Origin of the sequence: Gynuella sunshinyii YC6258 (genome assembly GCF_000940805.1) — a bacterium.
Taxonomy (GTDB): domain Bacteria; phylum Pseudomonadota; class Gammaproteobacteria; order Pseudomonadales; family Natronospirillaceae; genus Gynuella; species Gynuella sunshinyii.
Genome location: NZ_CP007142.1, coordinates 2,524,502 through 2,541,564, shown reverse-complemented (window position 1 = coordinate 2,541,564; position 17,063 = coordinate 2,524,502). Strand labels below are relative to the sequence as shown.

The 17,063-nt window shown below is 46.6% G+C and carries 21 protein-coding genes; 6 read left to right on the top strand and 15 right to left on the bottom strand.

Going from position 1 to position 17,063, the window contains the following annotated elements; all coding sequences use genetic code 11:
* Positions 1-10: 10 nt before the first annotated feature.
* From lepA to rpoE, 6 genes are all read right to left on the bottom strand, one after another.
* Complete coding sequence (gene lepA, locus YC6258_RS11080; protein WP_044617052.1) at positions 11-1,813, bottom strand: translation elongation factor 4; 1,803 nt, start codon at positions 1,811-1,813, stop codon at positions 11-13.
* Between the two features lie 207 nt (positions 1,814-2,020).
* Positions 2,021-3,415, bottom strand: coding sequence for a DegQ family serine endoprotease (locus YC6258_RS11075; RefSeq protein ID WP_044617051.1), 1,395 nt, complete (start codon positions 3,413-3,415; stop codon positions 2,021-2,023).
* 77 nt (positions 3,416-3,492) lie between these two features.
* A complete protein-coding gene (locus YC6258_RS11070) occupies positions 3,493-3,960 on the bottom strand; it encodes a SoxR reducing system RseC family protein (protein ID WP_052830216.1) in 468 nt (155 codons plus the stop codon).
* Between the two features lie 24 nt (positions 3,961-3,984).
* Positions 3,985-4,935: a MucB/RseB C-terminal domain-containing protein gene (locus YC6258_RS11065; RefSeq protein ID WP_044617050.1), complete on the bottom strand. Its 951-nt coding sequence runs from the start codon at positions 4,933-4,935 to the stop codon at positions 3,985-3,987.
* Positions 4,935-5,474 carry a sigma-E factor negative regulatory protein gene (locus tag YC6258_RS11060; RefSeq protein WP_044617049.1) on the bottom strand — a complete coding sequence of 180 codons (540 nt, stop codon included), beginning with the start codon at positions 5,472-5,474 and terminating at the stop codon, positions 4,935-4,937. Before YC6258_RS11060 ends, YC6258_RS11065 begins: the two co-directional genes overlap by 1 nt.
* A 27-nt stretch (positions 5,475-5,501) precedes the next feature.
* Positions 5,502-6,122, bottom strand: coding sequence for an RNA polymerase sigma factor RpoE (rpoE, locus tag YC6258_RS11055; RefSeq protein ID WP_044617048.1), 621 nt, complete (start codon positions 6,120-6,122; stop codon positions 5,502-5,504).
* Between the two features lie 165 nt (positions 6,123-6,287).
* Between rpoE and nadB the strand changes: the two genes are divergently transcribed.
* Positions 6,288-7,886, top strand: coding sequence for an L-aspartate oxidase (gene nadB / locus YC6258_RS11050; protein WP_044617047.1), 1,599 nt, complete (start codon positions 6,288-6,290; stop codon positions 7,884-7,886).
* Here nadB and YC6258_RS11045 read toward each other — a convergent pair.
* Both YC6258_RS11045 and YC6258_RS11040 read right to left on the bottom strand, forming a co-directional pair.
* Positions 7,883-8,317: a protein YgfX gene (locus tag YC6258_RS11045; RefSeq protein ID WP_144407614.1), complete on the bottom strand. Its 435-nt coding sequence runs from the start codon at positions 8,315-8,317 to the stop codon at positions 7,883-7,885. The two genes, nadB and YC6258_RS11045, sit on opposite strands and share 4 nt — an antisense overlap.
* Positions 8,295-8,549 carry an FAD assembly factor SdhE gene (locus YC6258_RS11040; protein WP_044617045.1) on the bottom strand — a complete coding sequence of 85 codons (255 nt, stop codon included), beginning with the start codon at positions 8,547-8,549 and terminating at the stop codon, positions 8,295-8,297. Before YC6258_RS11040 ends, YC6258_RS11045 begins: the two co-directional genes overlap by 23 nt.
* Before the next feature lie 64 nt (positions 8,550-8,613).
* Here YC6258_RS11040 and ygfZ point away from each other — a divergent pair, with 64 nt between their 5' ends.
* Together ygfZ and YC6258_RS11030 are read left to right on the top strand one after the other, a co-directional pair.
* On the top strand, positions 8,614-9,459 hold the full coding sequence (ygfZ, locus tag YC6258_RS11035) for a CAF17-like 4Fe-4S cluster assembly/insertion protein YgfZ (RefSeq protein WP_082070653.1): 846 nt from the start codon (positions 8,614-8,616) through the stop codon (positions 9,457-9,459).
* A gap of 121 nt (positions 9,460-9,580) precedes the next feature.
* Positions 9,581-10,417, top strand: a complete 837-nt coding sequence (locus YC6258_RS11030) for an HDOD domain-containing protein (RefSeq protein ID WP_044617043.1) — start codon at positions 9,581-9,583, stop codon at positions 10,415-10,417.
* Here YC6258_RS11030 and YC6258_RS30930 read toward each other — a convergent pair.
* A complete protein-coding gene (locus YC6258_RS30930) occupies positions 10,399-10,656 on the bottom strand; it encodes a YkgJ family cysteine cluster protein (RefSeq protein WP_044617042.1) in 258 nt (85 codons plus the stop codon). The genes YC6258_RS11030 and YC6258_RS30930 overlap by 19 nt on opposite strands.
* Positions 10,657-10,719: 63 nt before the next feature.
* On the opposite strand from YC6258_RS30930, the gene YC6258_RS11020 reads away from it, so the two are divergent.
* Together YC6258_RS11020 and YC6258_RS11015 are read left to right on the top strand one after the other, a co-directional pair.
* Positions 10,720-11,493, top strand: a complete 774-nt coding sequence (locus tag YC6258_RS11020) for an alpha/beta fold hydrolase (protein ID WP_044617041.1) — start codon at positions 10,720-10,722, stop codon at positions 11,491-11,493.
* 343 nt (positions 11,494-11,836) lie between these two features.
* Entirely contained in the window at positions 11,837-12,100 is a 264-nt protein-coding gene (locus YC6258_RS11015) for a Lar family restriction alleviation protein (RefSeq protein WP_044617040.1), read from the top strand.
* A 94-nt stretch (positions 12,101-12,194) separates the two neighbouring features.
* Here the strand turns inward: YC6258_RS11015 and YC6258_RS11010 are convergent, their stop codons facing one another.
* Complete coding sequence (locus YC6258_RS11010; protein WP_044617039.1) at positions 12,195-13,055, bottom strand: hypothetical protein; 861 nt, start codon at positions 13,053-13,055, stop codon at positions 12,195-12,197.
* Positions 13,056-13,331: 276 nt separating this feature from the next.
* On the opposite strand from YC6258_RS11010, the gene YC6258_RS11005 reads away from it, so the two are divergent.
* Positions 13,332-13,913 carry a superoxide dismutase gene (locus YC6258_RS11005; protein ID WP_044617038.1) on the top strand — a complete coding sequence of 194 codons (582 nt, stop codon included), beginning with the start codon at positions 13,332-13,334 and terminating at the stop codon, positions 13,911-13,913.
* Between the two features lie 45 nt (positions 13,914-13,958).
* On the opposite strand, the gene YC6258_RS11000 is transcribed toward YC6258_RS11005, so the two are convergent.
* The 5 genes from YC6258_RS11000 to YC6258_RS10980 all read right to left on the bottom strand — a co-directional run bounded on the left by YC6258_RS11000 (position 13,959) and on the right by YC6258_RS10980 (position 17,058).
* Positions 13,959-14,273 (bottom strand): YqcC family protein, encoded by a 315-nt coding sequence (locus YC6258_RS11000; protein WP_044617037.1) that lies wholly within the window; start codon positions 14,271-14,273, stop codon positions 13,959-13,961.
* Positions 14,274-14,298: 25 nt separating this feature from the next.
* Positions 14,299-15,072: a GNAT family N-acetyltransferase gene (locus YC6258_RS10995; RefSeq protein WP_044617036.1), complete on the bottom strand. Its 774-nt coding sequence runs from the start codon at positions 15,070-15,072 to the stop codon at positions 14,299-14,301.
* A gap of 90 nt (positions 15,073-15,162) precedes the next feature.
* Complete coding sequence (gene lipA / locus YC6258_RS10990; RefSeq protein WP_044617035.1) at positions 15,163-16,128, bottom strand: lipoyl synthase; 966 nt, start codon at positions 16,126-16,128, stop codon at positions 15,163-15,165.
* Positions 16,121-16,786: a lipoyl(octanoyl) transferase LipB gene (gene lipB, locus YC6258_RS10985; RefSeq protein WP_044617034.1), complete on the bottom strand. Its 666-nt coding sequence runs from the start codon at positions 16,784-16,786 to the stop codon at positions 16,121-16,123. The genes lipA and lipB overlap by 8 nt, the downstream gene beginning before the upstream one ends.
* Complete coding sequence (locus YC6258_RS10980; RefSeq protein ID WP_044617033.1) at positions 16,786-17,058, bottom strand: YbeD family protein; 273 nt, start codon at positions 17,056-17,058, stop codon at positions 16,786-16,788. The genes lipB and YC6258_RS10980 overlap by 1 nt, the downstream gene beginning before the upstream one ends.
* Positions 17,059-17,063 lie beyond the last annotated feature (5 nt).

The following is a 17,063-nucleotide window of genomic DNA, read 5'->3' as shown; positions in this document are numbered from 1 at the left end:
GTGCTAACCCTTAATCGTCTACTTTGAGAATCGCCAGGAAGGCGTCTTGAGGAATTTCCACACGACCAAACTGTTTCATCCGCTTTTTACCTTCTTTCTGCTTCTGTAACAGTTTCTTCTTACGGCTCACGTCCCCACCATAACATTTGGCAGTTACATCTTTACGAAGAGCCTTAACGTTTGTGCGTGCAATAATCTGATTACCTACTGCTGCCTGAATAGCAACATCAAACATTTGCCGAGGAATGATTTCCTTCATTTTCTGACACAACGATAACCCCCTCGTACGGATGGCTTCTTTGTGCATGATAATCGCCAGAGCATCCACCCGATCACCGTTTACCATGATATCCAGTCGTGTCATGTCAGCCGCCTCAAATCGATCAAAGGCGAAGTCCAGAGAGGCAAAACCTTTGGACACTGATTTCAGTCGATCAAAGAAGTCCATGACCACTTCCGCCATGGGAATATCGTAACTGATTGATACCTGCCCACCCAGAAACTGCATGTCTTTTTGAACACCGCGCTTATCCACACACAGAGTAATAACATTGCCCAGATAATCCTGCGGCACCAGAATATTAGCCCTCACAATGGGTTCTCTGATTTCTTCAATATTCTGCGGCGGTGGCAACTTCGACGGGTTATCCACGTAAATGGTCTCTCCGTCTGTTTTCAATACCTCATACACCACAGTAGGGGCAGTAGTAATGAGGTCCAGATCGTATTCGCGCTCCAGACGCTCCTGAATGATCTCCATGTGCAGCATTCCCAGGAAGCCACAGCGAAAACCAAAACCCAGCGCATCTGAAGTTTCGGGTTCGTAGAACAAGGAAGCATCATTCAGGCTGAGTTTTTCCAATGCATCACGAAAATCTTCATAGTCATCTGAATCTGTTGGAAACAAACCGGCATAGACCTGAGGTTTGATTTTCTGAAACCCAGGCAATTGCTTAACATCCGGGGTTTTGGCATGCGTAATGGTATCGCCTACCGGTGCACCATGGATGTCCTTGATGGAAGCACAGATAAAACCAACCTCTCCTGCACTTAATTCACCGGTGTACTGCAACTTGGGTGTAAAAATACCAACCTGATCGACAATATGGTTTCGCCCGGTTGATTTGATCAGAATTTTATCACCTTTCTTAAGAGAGCCATGCTTGACCCGGACCAGAGAAACCACTCCAAGGTAATTATCAAACCAGGAATCAATGATCAAACACTGCAAATCACCACCAATATTGCCCTCTGGTGGCGGAATGCGCTGAATCAGTTGCTCCAGTACTTCCTGGACATTGAGACCGGATTTGGCGCTGCACTGCACGGCATCCGTCGCATCGATACCGATGATTTCCTCTATCTCCTGAGCAACTCTGTCAGGTTCAGCCTGTGGCAGATCGATCTTATTGAGCACAGGAACCACTTCAAGCCCCTGTTCAATCGCTGTATAACAGTTTGCCACGGACTGAGCTTCAACACCCTGAGCCGCATCCACTATTAGCAAGGCCCCTTCACAGGCAGCCAGCGACCTGGACACTTCATAGGTAAAATCCACGTGTCCAGGTGTATCAATAAAATTAAGCTGGTAAGTTTTACCGTCCTGAGCCTGGTACTTCAAAGTAACGCTCTGGGCCTTGATGGTAATACCGCGTTCCCGCTCGATATCCATGCTATCCAGCACCTGTGCGGCCATTTCTCTATCGGTCAACCCACCACATATCTGGATGAAACGATCGGCAATGGTCGATTTGCCATGATCAATATGGGCAATTATGGAGAAATTACGAATGTGTGAAAGATCGCTACTCACGGATATAAATCGCTACATTAACTAATTGAGTGGATTTCCGACAGATGCACCCAGTCGGAATTTAAAAGGTCGGCGATTTTAGCGAATTAGTCTCTGGCAAGCTATAAAAACAGTGGACAGAGCAACTGTTTTTGGTGAATTTGCGTTGCTGTGATGTCGTGCAGAAGGCCGGAATCCACAATGACAGGCCTCCTGCACACCTTAACGTTATTCTATTCGAATCGGTAAAAACATGGGCGAACCATTGCGCATAACTCGCAAAGCAAAGGCTTTACCACTTGGAATAGAAGAAATGACTTTGTCAAAGTCACCGACACTTTCAACTTTACGACTACCAACCATTGTAATTACGTCACCAGGCTGCAAACCTGCGTCAGCCGCCGGTCCCTGATCAACCTCAATAACTCTTACCCCTTTTTCTCCCAGTTTACTGGCAGTATCCGGGTCAATATTCTGAACCACGATATTCAGAGAATTAGAGCTGGTATGAGGAGCCGAACCATTTTGAGCCAGTTTGTCCTGTGTAGGCAGCTCTGCGATAGTAAGAGTCAGTGTTTTCTCGCGTCCTTCCCGCAAAACTTTCACTTTGACTTTTTCTCCTGGCTGAACACGACCAACGATTGGAGGCAATGCCGCAGAGGTATCAATATGCTTACCATCGAATTCAAGAATAATGTCACCATTACGTATACCGCCCGCTGCAGCTGGCGAATCTTCCATTACCTGAGTCACCAAAGCCCCTTCCGGCTTCTTGAGACCATAAGACTCTGCCAGATCCTGGTTCATACCCTGAATCAGTACGCCCAACCAGCCCCTGGAAACTTTACCGTTAGCTTTTAACTGCTCGTAAACATTCTTGGCCAAATTGGATGGAATCGAAAATGAAACTCCCATATAGCCACCGGAGCGGGTATAGATCTGGCTATTGATACCAACCACCTGACCATCAAGATTAAACAACGGACCACCAGAGTTTCCTGGATTTATTGCAACATCAGTCTGAATGAAGGGCACATAGTTTTCGCCAATGTTACGGCCAATTGCACTGACAATACCGGCAGTTACTGAATAATCCAGGTTAAACGGCGAACCAATGGCCAAAACCCACTCACCTACTTTTAATTTATCAGAGTCGGCAAACTCCACAGTGGACAAACCTTTGGCGTCTATCTTTAACAGAGCCAGATCCGTACGTTCATCAGTACCAATCACCTCTGCGTGGTACTGGGAACGGTCAGTCATCCATACTGTCACTTCATCTGCACCGTTGACGACATGATTATTGGTCAGAATATAACCATCAGATGAAACTATAAAACCGGAACCGGTTGATTCCATTGGCTGTTGCTGCTGCGGACCCTGGCGATAAGGGGATTGGTCAAAGAAATATTTGAAGATCTCTGGCAGATCCTGGGAATCCGGATATTGATAACCATAGTTACGAACTTTGGCTTTGGTTACTGCACCGATCTTCACAACCTGCGGAGAATGGCTTTGCACAAGTTCAGTGAAATCCGGAAGATTCACACTGGCTGCAACAGCCGGGAGCGTCCAAAAGGACATCCACAAAACGGAAATAATCAGAACAATCTTTTTGGTCATACTCTACTCCTCAGATACTTTTGACAAGCCGCTAGAGTAAGGTCAAAAAAAACAAGTTCCAGATGAAAGACGCGTTATTACCCCAGCTTTACGGACGCAATACGCTTCGCTATCAATACCGGTTGATACCTGAAATCACAAGACAAATGCAGGGAAATCTTCTTTACTGACACAATGGCCGCGACTAACCCCAAGGCTGAGGCAAAAACGACCCCAATATCCGGCCATCCAAACCATTGTGCAACCCCGCCGAATACCAGCACAGACAGAACAGGAACTCCATAGGCCAGACATGCCAGACGAATAAGCGCCTGTTCGGGAATTCCGACTATTACATCATCCCCGACAACCAAAGGACCCACCGAACCATGTGCCATCTTCAGGACATTTTTCTGCTCCTGACGGGACTGATCCAGCAAATCACCCATCACGGCCTGGCCACAACCAGATCTGGCCCGACATCCCTGACAAGCAGAACGTCGAACGGTTTCCACCCAAACATCCTGATTATTGACTTGTACGACAGTACCGATCTCTTCAATCATGAAACCTACTGACCCGACTCTCGGTTAACTTTTGAGTTGGATATTGTCCAGGATCATCATCGCCGTTTCCATAGGAATCTCTCCCACCAGCGTCAACATATAATCGCCTTTCTTAACAGTCGCTGCGATCGTAGCACCAAAATGGCGTTTTTGTTCCGGCATTCCAGCCGATGCCAACTCGGCATAAATAGTAAAACTGGACATTCCGTCGGTATACAGCAGCCGATCCACTTTAGTTGACTCCAGCGTCTGACTGTCGGCGTTACGAAGTAAAAATCCCTTTGGCAACCATTTCAGCACCCACATCCCCGAATTGATATTTGGAACTGCGTCCGGCTGTCTGGTCACGAACGCCTGATGACTGAAGCCATCGCGAATGGTCGGACTAAAATCTGAATCATGAAAAGACGGATTGATAGCAACACTTACATACTGAAATTGATCCAGCGGCATTCCATCCTTACCAACCAGCTCTGACCGCAACAGTAGCTTGGTATCACGTTCCAACCAGAATCGATAACCAAAGCGATAATCGTCTTTAGGGGTGACGCTGATATGCCAGGCATCGTGCTCAGCAATACGCTCCTGGCCCTCAACCGTTACCACATAGTTTTCCAGCATCTCTCCCATATGGTGCGTAAAAAGATACGAATATGGTCCTGCAGGCAGAGTATGAGACAAAGGTATTTTGGAATCCTTCTCATGCCAGCACTGCTGTACATCTCCCAGGCGAATTACTTCCATGTGCTCACCGTTGATATTCCAAATTTTTTCCTGGATCTTATGGTTGTGAATTCGGTGATTAATTTTCAGCGTCTGGACATCAGAACCTCTCACATATATGAAGCTCCCCTGATAATTCAGATTCCGATTGGCGGAAATCATATCATCCAGCCAACGTTCACCATCGACCTGCTTCCCCCAGGCCAACATTGATACACAGACAAATACCACAACAACTAATGCCGTCTTCATCACTCACCTTGCTTTATTTCAGATTCAAGCCGCTTTGAATCCATTGGAATGGCCGCTTGCCCACTCAAATAGCCAGCGTCCTGAATATGCTGCTGCAGATACTGCTGCAATCGCAATGCGGTCGCTAACCGTTCTTCATCAGTTTCTGCAACAGATTGAGATTGATTCTGTACGATCAAAGGTGCCGAACCATCATAAGACTGAGTATTCCAAAGCTGTACCGCCACAATCAGCAGACCTGCTACAGACGCAGCTACCGTGCCCTGAATGACCCGCAGCCACAGCTTGGGTTGCTTAACCACGAGGTCCTGATGTTGACTCGATACTTCAGGGTATGGATTGCCAAGCTGCTGTCGAACAGCACCGCTGACATCCAACAACACCTCTCCCTGCAACCCGTCTCGCGTCAGCGCGATAGACCGATACTCTGCCAGCAGGTTTGGGTTTTTATCCAGTTCATTCAACATCCGCTGGATATCCAGCTCAGAGGCTTCATCATCCAGAAAACCCGAAAATGCTTCTTTTGCCTGTTCACTCATAACCGTTACCACTCACCTCAACCTAACTCATGCCTTCATTTGAACAGTGTTCATCATCAATGGCCGTATTTTTTTATCCACAGCCTCTCTCGCTCTGAATATACGACTTCGTATTGTGCCAACAGGACTTTCCAGTACTGTCGATATTTCTTCATAACTCAGCCCGTCAAATTCGCGTAACTGCAATGTCATGCGTAACTCATCCGGCAACTCCTTAATGGCCTGATGAATAGCAGAATTCAGCCGCTGTCCTGACAGGCTGTTTTCTGGTGTCGTCTCATCCTGCAACCAATGGCTGTCCTGGTCGAGCTGCTCAGCCTGATCAAGTGATACGCCTTGACGGTAGTATCGTGCCTGTTGTGTCGTCAGGTGGTTTTTTGCTGTGTTCACAGCGATACGATACAACCAGGTATAAAATGCACTGTCAGAACGAAATGACGCGAGTCCCCGATATGCTTTAATCAAAGTTTCCTGAGTCAGATCCTGCACCTCATGAGGGTCACCGACAAGGCGACTGATGAGTGCCGCCACCTTGTTCTGGTATTTGAAAACCAGCAGATCAAAGGCTCTTATATCACCTTTTTGTGCACGCCTGACAAGGATCAGATCTGCGTTATGGCTGACGCTCTGACTAGCTCCCTCATCCATTATTCACTTATCTCAATGTTGTTTGACACTGTTTTATATGACTCTAGTTACCAGAAAAAGTTCCATCAAATCGTAATAAATGAATTTGAGTTGATCCGGGATGCTGCATTAATAGTGTTGAACTTTGTATACTTTCATCACTTATGTGGTATGGAATTACTTTGCATGATCCAGTTTTTTGACGCGTTAATAATCGGTACAGGTGCAGCTGGCCTAACGGCGGCACTGAGGCTCCCTCAACAATGGAACGTAGCTGTTATCAGCAAAGGAGAACTCCAAAGCGGCTCAACGCAATGGGCCCAGGGAGGTGTCGCAGCAGTCCTGGACAGACTAGATTCTGTTGACGCGCATGTACAGGATACTCTTACCGCCGGCGCAGGCCTATGTAATGAAGAGGCCGTCCGTTTCACAGTGGAACACAGCGAAAAAGCCATTCAGTGGCTCATCGAACAAGGTGTACCTTTTACCGCCAACCCCGAATTCGAACATCATACCCAAGAGTTTCCATTCCACCTTCACCGGGAAGGGGGACACAGTCACCGTCGCATCATTCACGCTGCTGATGCGACCGGTTGGGCAATTGCAGAAACACTGACAAATAAAGTTCGGCAATGTAAAAACGTCACGATCTTCGAAAAACATACTGCCGTTGACTTGATCAGCACGCACAAGCTAGGGCTGTCAGAACAACGCTGTATTGGTGCTTACATACTTAATCAGACTTCCGGTGAAGTGGTTACATTCCGGGCACCCCACGTTATCCTGGCCACGGGCGGGTCAGCGAAGGCTTACTTATACACCTCAAACCCAGATGGAACATCGGGTGATGGTATTGCAATGGCCTGGAGGGCAGGATGTCAGGTTGCCAACATGGAGTTCAATCAATTCCATCCGACCTGCCTCTATCATCCCCATGCAAAATCGTTTCTAATTTCCGAGGCAGTTCGCGGAGAAGGTGGTCGGCTGTTGTTACCAAACGGCGAACCGTTCATGCACCGTTTTGACAAACGCCTTGAGCTGGCACCAAGAGACATTGTAGCCAGGGCAATTGATCACGAGATCAAACGTCTGGGGGTCGACCATGTATTTCTCGACATCAGCCACAAACCTGCCGATTTTATCAAAGAGCACTTTCCTACAATTTATAGTCGCTGCCTGAAATACGGCATAGATATTACTCAACAGCCCATTCCAGTCGTGCCGGCCGCCCACTACACCTGCGGCGGCATCAAAACTGACCTTGCAGGCAGAACCAATATGGCGAACCTGTATGCCATTGGCGAATGCGCCCACACAGGGTTGCACGGTGCCAATCGGCTGGCCAGCAACTCATTGCTGGAATGCTTCGTATTCGCCATGGCTGCTGTGGACGACATTCTGACTCAGAACGTTCCCAAACTGGACCTGGAAATCCCTGCCTGGGATGACAGCCAGGTAACTGACTCGGATGAGGATGTGGTTATTTCCCACAACTGGGACGAAGTAAGACGCTTTATGTGGGACTATGTCGGTATCGTCAGAACCAATAAACGCCTGCAACGGGCGCTGCACCGGGTACAAGTTCTGCAAGAGGAAATCCGAGAATACTATTCCAATTACAAAGTCTCCAACGACTTACTGGAACTTAGGAATCTGGTAATGGTTGCCGAACTGATCATTCGTTCAGCCATGGAACGCCGTGAAAGCCGCGGGCTCAACTACACCCTCGACTACCCCGACATGCTGCCTGAAACGAAAGATACGGTACTAACGCCGTCAGTTTAACTGGATGTCGGCATGATCTTCAGCGCGACCAACAACTGATGAAACTCCTGCGTACCGGCAGCATCCTGAAAAATGGGCAAGTGATACGACTTGCCCTGTTCATCCCGATATCGTAAAACAATGAGCCAGCGACTGAGCCATTGCTGCCCTACAAGTCTTCCTTCAAAGCTGCTACCCGCACTGGTCATACAGCGCAGGTCGCGACCTTCCAAAATGATTCGAACAATGGATGTTTCATCGTTCAGAACCACCCAACGTAAATATAAACGACCTATATACCAACCAAGCGGAAACATCAGCACCAAATAGCCAGTCCAACGTTGAGACAGTTGAGCCAATACCATCAGACAAACAATAAGCAGCAGATAGATCCAGCGTTTCATCCACCGGGACGGTTTGATTTTCAGGTCAATCGGGCTGGTGGTGCTCAAGAATAACATCCACAATTTGCTTTAACCTGGGGTCTTCAGGCTTCTGTCGGGACAAAAACCAGGAAAACAAATCCTGATCCTCACATTTCAACAGCTCGGCATAGTACTCTTTGTTTTGGTCAGAAATATGCTGATAGTGCTTTTCCAGAAAAGGCAATAAAACCAAATCCAGCTCAAGCATACCGCGGCGGCTATGCCAGAATAATTTGTTCAGGTTGTCGTCATTAGCCATTTGAATTTTTATACTCGCCCATACTAAAGCTGATCATTATAACCGTAGCGAGCGCCAAGTTTCGATGTCCCATCAAATAGATCCATCAGGTTTTTTTGCATTACCACACCTTGGCGTCATGACTGTTCAGGGTCCTGATGCTGTGAAGTTCCTTCAGGGACAGTCAACACAGGACTTCAGCACCCTTCATAACGAAGAGTTTCGGCATGGTGCCTTTTGCACTCCCAAGGGCCGGGTTTACATGAACTTCATCGCCCTCTTCGGTGAGACTAACGATGTCATTTATCTGGTTTGCCACCAGTCAGTCATGGAGCATGCATTAACAACCTTGAAAAAGTATGCCGTGTTTTACAAGGTTACTCTGACTCATAACACCGAAACTATGGTTACAGGCTTGTTCAAGACAAGTCAGGCTCATACTCTTAATCGTATCGACGACGCAATTTACTGTAGCTGGCCCGGTCAACGTACTATGGCGTTACTGCCTAAAACAATGTTGATTCATGAGGATAGCCAAGCAGCTACCGAATGGGAGATTGGAGATATTCAACAGGGTCTTCCATGGCTCACCCGAGAAATGATTGATATCTGCATCCCACAAAATATAAATTTACAGGCAATTGGTGGAATCAGTTTCAAGAAAGGCTGTTACACTGGCCAGGAGATTGTTGCCAGAACCCAATATAAAGGCCAGGTGAAAAGCTGGTGTCTACCTGCAGTATTGCCCGATCACCCGGTCGCTTCCGGCACTCTTGTGGTAAACCAGGATGGGCAAAAACTGGGTCAGATTGTCAACAGCTGCAATACCCATGTACTGGTATTGATCAATATTGATAAAAAAAGTGAGGCACAGACCAAAGAAAATATACCTCAGGTCATGACTTTCCAGAAGCTGCCCTATACTGTTTAGAACATCAGCTCTCGCCACACAGTTAAGCGAGGTCAATCAGTCACCATACCAGGGCAATTGGATCAAACCTTCAGCAATAGCGATAGGCACCACCAAAACCAGAATAAGCATAGGGCAATATATGTCGAAGTTACTTGATACTGTCAGAACAGAAATTTTCCAGGCAATTGAAACAGACCAGCTGACTTTACCAACACTGCCAGAGGTGGCACTGAAAGTCAGAGAAAAAGCAGAGGACCCTGAGGCAAGCATTTCCGAGCTGGTTAAAGTAATCAGTCAGGATGCCGCTCTGACTGCCAGGATTATTAAGGTAACCAACAGCCCACTGCTCCGAGCCCCACAAGAAGTAAAAGATTTATCTATGGCGGTATCCCGCCTGGGCATGAACTACACCGCAAATCTGGCTATTGGGCTAGCGATGGAGCAAATGTTTCAGGCAACGTCCGATATCATTGATCAGCGTATGCGTGCTACCTGGAGTAGTACCACACAAATCGCCTCCATTAGCCATGTATTGGCACAGAAATTTACTCGTATTCCGGCAGATGAAGTAACGCTCTGCGCCCTGGTTCATAAGCTTGGAGTTTTACCCATTTTGACATTTGCCGAGGAACGGGATGATTTAATTCGTGACGGGATATCCCTCGATAAAATCATCACCATCCTGCATCCCGACATTACCGTGATGATTTTGAAAAAATGGGATTTTCCTGAAGCTGTTCAAGATGTGGCTAAATCCTATCAAAACTTTAAAGCGCCTGTTAGCACCGTTGGCTATACAGAAATCATCCGCCTAGCAAGTCTGATTCACTATTATGGTCAGAAAAACCTGCTGGCCCGGGTTGACTGGAAAATCGTCCCGGCATTCACGGCTATAGGGATCGAACCTGACCCAGAATCAGAACAGATTCAAGAAATTATTTCCGAGGCGCAACAAGCTCAGGAAGTTTTTGTCTGATCCTCTATTTCTGCAAGAATGAGCAGCGCCTCCTTACCATTCGTTCCGCAAAATTCCGGCTCAGCAGTGAAGACGGCGCAAAAATGAGGACGTTCAGGCTTCCCAAATAACGCACATAAGTTTTCGGTATTAAGGTGAGCGCAGCGAGTACCAGCTGGCTTACCTGCCGGCATTCCAAAAAAGGGTTGACTGATCGAGGGTGCAATACAGCAGGCTCCGCAGCCGGCACGACATTCCATTTTGTATCCTGAGGATAGGTGTTAGACTGCGCGGATTTTCTTACGAGTCATCTGGATTTAGCAATGCTTTTTTATCGTGAACAAGGACAGGGGCCTGCCCTCATTGTCATGCATGGTCTCTTCGGATCAAGCGATAATTGGAATTCTCTGACCAAACACTTTTCCGACTCCTACCGGGTAATCAGCGTCGATATGCGCAATCACGGGCAATCATTTCACAGCGACGAAATGAACTATGTAGCGATGGCAAACGATATTGAACAACTCATTGCCTTTCTCAAACTGGAACGCCTTGTCATTCTTGGTCACAGTATGGGCGGGAAGGTTGCCATGCAATTGAGCCTCAGCCGACCAGAAGCCTACTCAGGTGTTATTATTGCGGATATTGCACCAAGACATTATACCGCTCACCACACCGATATCTTTGAAGGTTTGCGTTCAATTCCGTTGAGCAATTTAAAAAACCGAAAAGAAGCCGATCTGATACTAAGTGATTTCGTGAACGATGTGACCACCCGGCAATTTCTGCTGAAAAGTCTCTATCTGACTGATGATAATCAGTTCCAATGGCGTTTTAACCTGAACACTCTGTTTCGAGACTACGACAATCTCCTGCAGATACCTCCCGCTACCGGACCATATTTGTCCAATACTCTTTTTTTAAAAGGTGCTCGCTCAAATTACATTCTACCGCAGGACAAAGACGCTATTGAACAGAGGTTTCCTGATACAACCCTTAAGATCATTGCCGATGCAGGACACTGGCTACATGCCGAAAAACCACGGCTATTTATCAAACACGTTAGCGATTATCTTCAATCAATCATTAAAAACTGACGAATAATCCCAAGCCATCATATTAGAAAACAAAAAATTACAAATATGCACAAAGTGTTATCGCTTTATCTTTTATGTAAACGGTTACTGGAACCAACAAACGGAAAAATTGAAAAAATATTTCAAAATCAAACAGTTAAATAATTTTTCTAGAAAAAAAATTAAATACCTGTTTATTCATACAATGCACATATAGTTAGCTGTTTAAATTTTAAACACCAAATATGGATATTTTAGTCAGCCGGATGGTTGCAAATACTATATATAGTACTAAGCTTGATTCAGTAGATCTCCGGAATGATAGTGATAATGAATATCGACAAAGGCTACAGAGGGAACGAACATGGGCGCTGAAATAAAAGAATGCCCTTTCTGTCACAGCCATTTTGTTAGAACAACTCAACATTTGTTTTCATTTAATGTTGAATGTTCGAATTGCCATGCGACCGGACCGCGAAAGAAAAATTTGGTGACAGCCATTTTAAGCTGGAACCATCTGGCTCAAAAAATAGAAAAGAAACGCTTTTGTCTACAAGACGATCTTATTAACCGGATAACCAACATCGAAAAAATGGTTCATAAACTAGAAGTTGAGCTGAAAAATTAGCTTGCTGCCAGGCACATCATAAACAGACTCAACCATCTCTGCTGCTAACTGCCCTTACATTGTAAGGGCTTTTTCTTGCCTCAAAAAACAACCTCTAAGGCGTGCCTTTAAGCTCTAGAATTTGCTGCTCCAGCGCTTTTATTTGATTCTGCAGGCTTACCAATCTTGCACTGACTTGTGTACGACTGGTGCTGATTGACTCCAGATCCAGACTCATACTTTTTTCTTTTTGTTCAAGACTGGAAATTCTTGGCTCTAACTGTGACTGATCAGACAACAGTTGCTGACCCAAGGCCAGTTCGTCCATTCGGGCGTTGGCAGCTTCATACTGCTTCTGCAGGTCATTCAGATTTTTCTTCAGCGCCTCAAGACCAATTTTTGCCTCCTGACTCAGTGACTGTAAATCCACTACTGTCGTCTGCTGTGTATTCAATTGCTCTTTGAGTGGAGCCAGTTGTTCCAATATTGCCGTCAGCGACTTATCTGCCTGTTTATTACCCTCTATGATGTTTTTGATATCTTCCTGATTGGTTTGAATCCAAGCCTTGTTTCGCTTATTTGATACATCCCACAGCTTTCGAATCTCAGCCATAATATTGGAAAACCGATTCTGCAAACTGGTTTCGTTCAGGACCAGGTTTTCATCTGTTGCAGACATCTGTTGTTCCATCGCCTCAACCCGGGCGGTCAGAATCGCTCTATCGCTTCCCGCCTGCTCAAGTTTGCTATAAAGCTGAAAACACCACCATCCCAAACCAGTATTCACCGTTATCAATAATACGACCCAAAACCACAAGAAACCCGTGCCCGTCTTTTTATCGGCCGGCTTGGCTGCCTGACCAGGCTTACTCCTGGATGATTTCAGCGAACGCTGACGGCTGACAATCTCGTCACGATCGGGCACCAGACTTGGTAATTCATCCATATTTTGTTTTGGCCCACTGGGACGATTCATTCACGATCTCCAAATACTGATAGATTAACTATGGGGGCATCATTATAAAGTGAAACCTGACAATGCAAAATTGCCTAAGCTCAGGACACCTCCAAAATGAAAAGAGGTTCACCTTGTGCGAATACGCAGACCAGGCCAATTAGCAACCATACTCCATTACCGTCTAGTAACCATAGCCTACCAATAAATATGTAAAACATTGAAAACCATAAAAGGTATCCCTACTTAAGGGCCTGAGTCTATTTTTTCACTCCGACTAACACAGGAAAAAATACTATGACAATCGAACTACCTGCTTTGCCATACGCAAAAAATGCGCTGGCTCCTCATATTTCTGAAGAAACTCTGGAATTCCATTATGGCAAACACCACAACACGTATGTGGTTAAGCTGAACGGCCTGATCGAAGGCACTGATATGGCCGGCAAAAGCCTGGAAGAGATCGTCAAGGCGTCCACCGGTGGTGTCTTTAACAATGCCGCCCAGGTATGGAACCACACCTTTTACTGGAACTGCCTGAGCCCCAACGGTGGCGGCGAGCCAACTGGCGCGCTGGCAGATGCCATCACTGCGAAATGGGGTTCTTTCGACAAGTTCAAAGAAGAGTTCACCAACAGTGCGGTTAATAACTTTGGTTCCGGCTGGACCTGGCTGGTAAAAAAAGCTGATGGTTCGGTAGACATCATGAACACCAGCAACGCCGGTTGCCCGCTGACGGATGACAGTGTCACTGCTCTGCTGACTGTTGACGTTTGGGAACATGCATATTACATCGATTACCGCAATGCGCGCCCAAGCTACATGGACGCGTTCTGGAAACTGGTTAACTGGGAATTTGCAGGTAACAACTTCGCTTAAGTTTGCATGCAGGACAAAAACGGACATCTCACAGATGTCCGCTTACTACTGGGAAGCCCTTCCCAACACACCATCAATTGCATCAATAATCTTTAACAAACGCTCATGCCGGTCATCTTCCCCAAATACCTGCTCTGCCATAGGATAAACACCACTGGCGGATGGTAATGGCAGATTACCCTCCAGCAAGGCATTTAGTCTGGCGATAAAGACAAATTGCAACCATTGATGCAATTCCATTGTATCAACACAAAATGGTTGTTCACTCATAAGTGCGAGGGGATCGGGGGGAAAAGATTGCCAGTAGTCCAGTGTTTTCAGCTCATTCTCGAGCTCGGCCAGTAAATTTGTTAAAGACATAAGTTTCTAAAGATTAAGTTAAAAACTACAAGTCTATCTGAATCAACCTTGAAACGCTTGCCAATCCAGCACTGGTAAGAGAGTGGATAGATGCAACGTTATCCGCCCGACAACATGCCACTGTCTGCAACTGATTGATGTTATTACGTCTGATGAGCTCAGCGACGATCTTTGCGCCATAGCCTGAACCACGGTGCTGCTCCAACACAAACATCCCCACACTCGCAAAGTAGCGGGATATGCGGCTATGCTCAATAATGCCAAAACCAATCAACTCTCCTACCCAACGGGCAAGATAAATCTCATGATTTGCCACATTGCTTTCCAGTTGATTGAAAAAATGACCGCTATACTGCCTGATCAATGGTAAGTCTGCTGCCACCGCCTCCGCTAGAGTCAGACCATCACCAGGATGACGTTCTAACGTCTCACCCAAAAATGCAAAACAGTGGCCTTTGGAAGTAACATGTTTTTGATAATCCATCGCAAGCGATAACAACAAGGTTTCGCTGGTGGAAACCAGAATGTTTTCTATTCGATATTCAACACAAACCTGCTGAAACACATCACTGGCATATGAAAGAAACGGCCGCTCCAACCAGAATAGGGTTAATCGGGTCGAATCGTTTACCGCAAACAAACCGGCTGCCTGATCATCAATCATAATGCGATACAGCGCGCTACTGAGAATTACATCTTCCAGATTGGAATCTATCGGCGTGGTCAGGCTGTCCAGATATCGGTTCAACATGGACAGCTCTGACATGGTCTGGGTGGAAACAAAAACCGCAGCGGACATTGGCAATCGTCTCAAATGGGGCAGAGCCTAGGATGCCAGATCATTCTGCGGAAACACTTGACCTGAATTAACTTCAGATCAAAGTTCGGATCAAACGATTTTTTCGCCTGCGGCCTGTTTATCTGCGTGGTAAGAAGAGCGCACCAGAGGTCCACTGGCAACGTTCACAAAACCAAGCTCATAACCATAGTCTTCCAGTTCCTTGAACTCGGCTGGAGTTACAAACCGCTCAACCTTTAAATGATAACGGGAAGGTTGCAGATACTGACCAATCGTCACCATATCAACATCGTGAGCACGCAAATCCCGCATTACCGCTTTCACTTCGTCGAGCTCTTCCCCAATCCCGACCATGAGTCCGGACTTGGTTTTGACATCAGGGCGTTTGGCTTTAAAGGCTTTTAACAAATCCAGAGAGTGCTGGTAATCAGCTCCAGGCCGAACCTGTTTATAAAGCCTCGGTACGGTTTCGAGGTTGTGGTTTAAAACATCCGGCGCTTCCTGAGCCATGATGTCTACAGCCACTTCGAGACGACCACGATAGTCCGGCACCAAGGTCTCAATGACGATATCCGGGCTCAGTTTACGGGTTTCTTCTATACAGAGATTGAAATGCATGGCACCGCCATCTCTGAGATCATCGCGATCAACCGAAGTAATGACCACATACTTCAACTTCATGTCTGCAATTGCCTGAGCCAACTCAAGGGGCTCATTTTCTGCCAGTGGTTTTGGTCGACCATGGGCAACATCACAAAATGGACATCTCCGGGTACAGATATCGCCCATGATCATAAAGGTGGCAGTCCCCTTGCTAAAGCATTCACCCAGGTTCGGGCAAGACGCCTCTTCACAGACAGAGTGCAGTTTATGATGACGCAACTGGTCTTTGATCCGGGTCACTTCAGCATTGCTACCCAAGCGAACTTTGATCCATTCTGGTTTACGGGGAAGGTCTTCAGTCGGGATGATTTTTACCGGAATACGGGATACTTTTTCCGCACCGCGAAGCTTAACGCCCACTTCTTTTTTAGCAGGCTTTATATTTTCAGTCATTTACTAATTCCTCTACCATATCGGTAAATATCAATCGTTCAGCCAACCCCAGACAATTGGCAAATGCCCGAACCCATTGGCTTTTGACCTGGCTTATATCCACCCGCTCCACATAATCCTGCAATTGGGTCATATTCATACCCGAATATCCACAGGGATTAATTCGCTGAAATGGTTCCAGATCCATATCCAGATTAAATCCGAGCCCATGAAAAGAGCATCCTTTCTTAACCCTCAATCCCAGTGACGCAATTTTCGCCCCTTCGACATATACACCCGGGGCATCAGGTTTTGCTGCTGACGAAATTCCGTATAAAGCGAGGGTATCAATCACAGACTGTTCTATAGCGCTCACCAGGTTGCGCACTCCAATACGGGACCGGCGAATGTCCATCAGTATATAAGCCACCAGCTGACCCGGGCCATGATAGGTTACCTGGCCGCCGCGATCAGCCTGAACCACCGGAATGTCACCCGGGTTCAATAAATGCTCAGCTTTCCCGGCCTGCCCTTGAGTGAACACCGGATAATGCTCCAGCAACCAGATTTCATCTTCAGTCGTTTCATCACGCGTGGACGTAAAGTCCTGCATGGCTTTCCATGTTGGCAGGTACTCAACCATGCCAAGGTCACGGACAATCATCCGATTTTCACTCATCACAACACCGTCTTGACCCTGGTATCGGTCCTCAGTTCTTCGTTCAGGGTTTTCAGCTGAGCTTCGCTCTCTGCGGTAATCCAATAGGAAATTGAGAGATATGTGCCCTTACTGCTGAGCCGATACTGGATTCTCGACTGATCGAGATTAGGATCATACTTCAGCATCACTGCGAGTACGTCTTCCCGAAAAGAACCGGTATCACTGCCAACCACTTTAACGACGTAGTTGGCACAGGGAAATTCTATCTTTGGAGCTTCAGGTTCACTCATGAGTC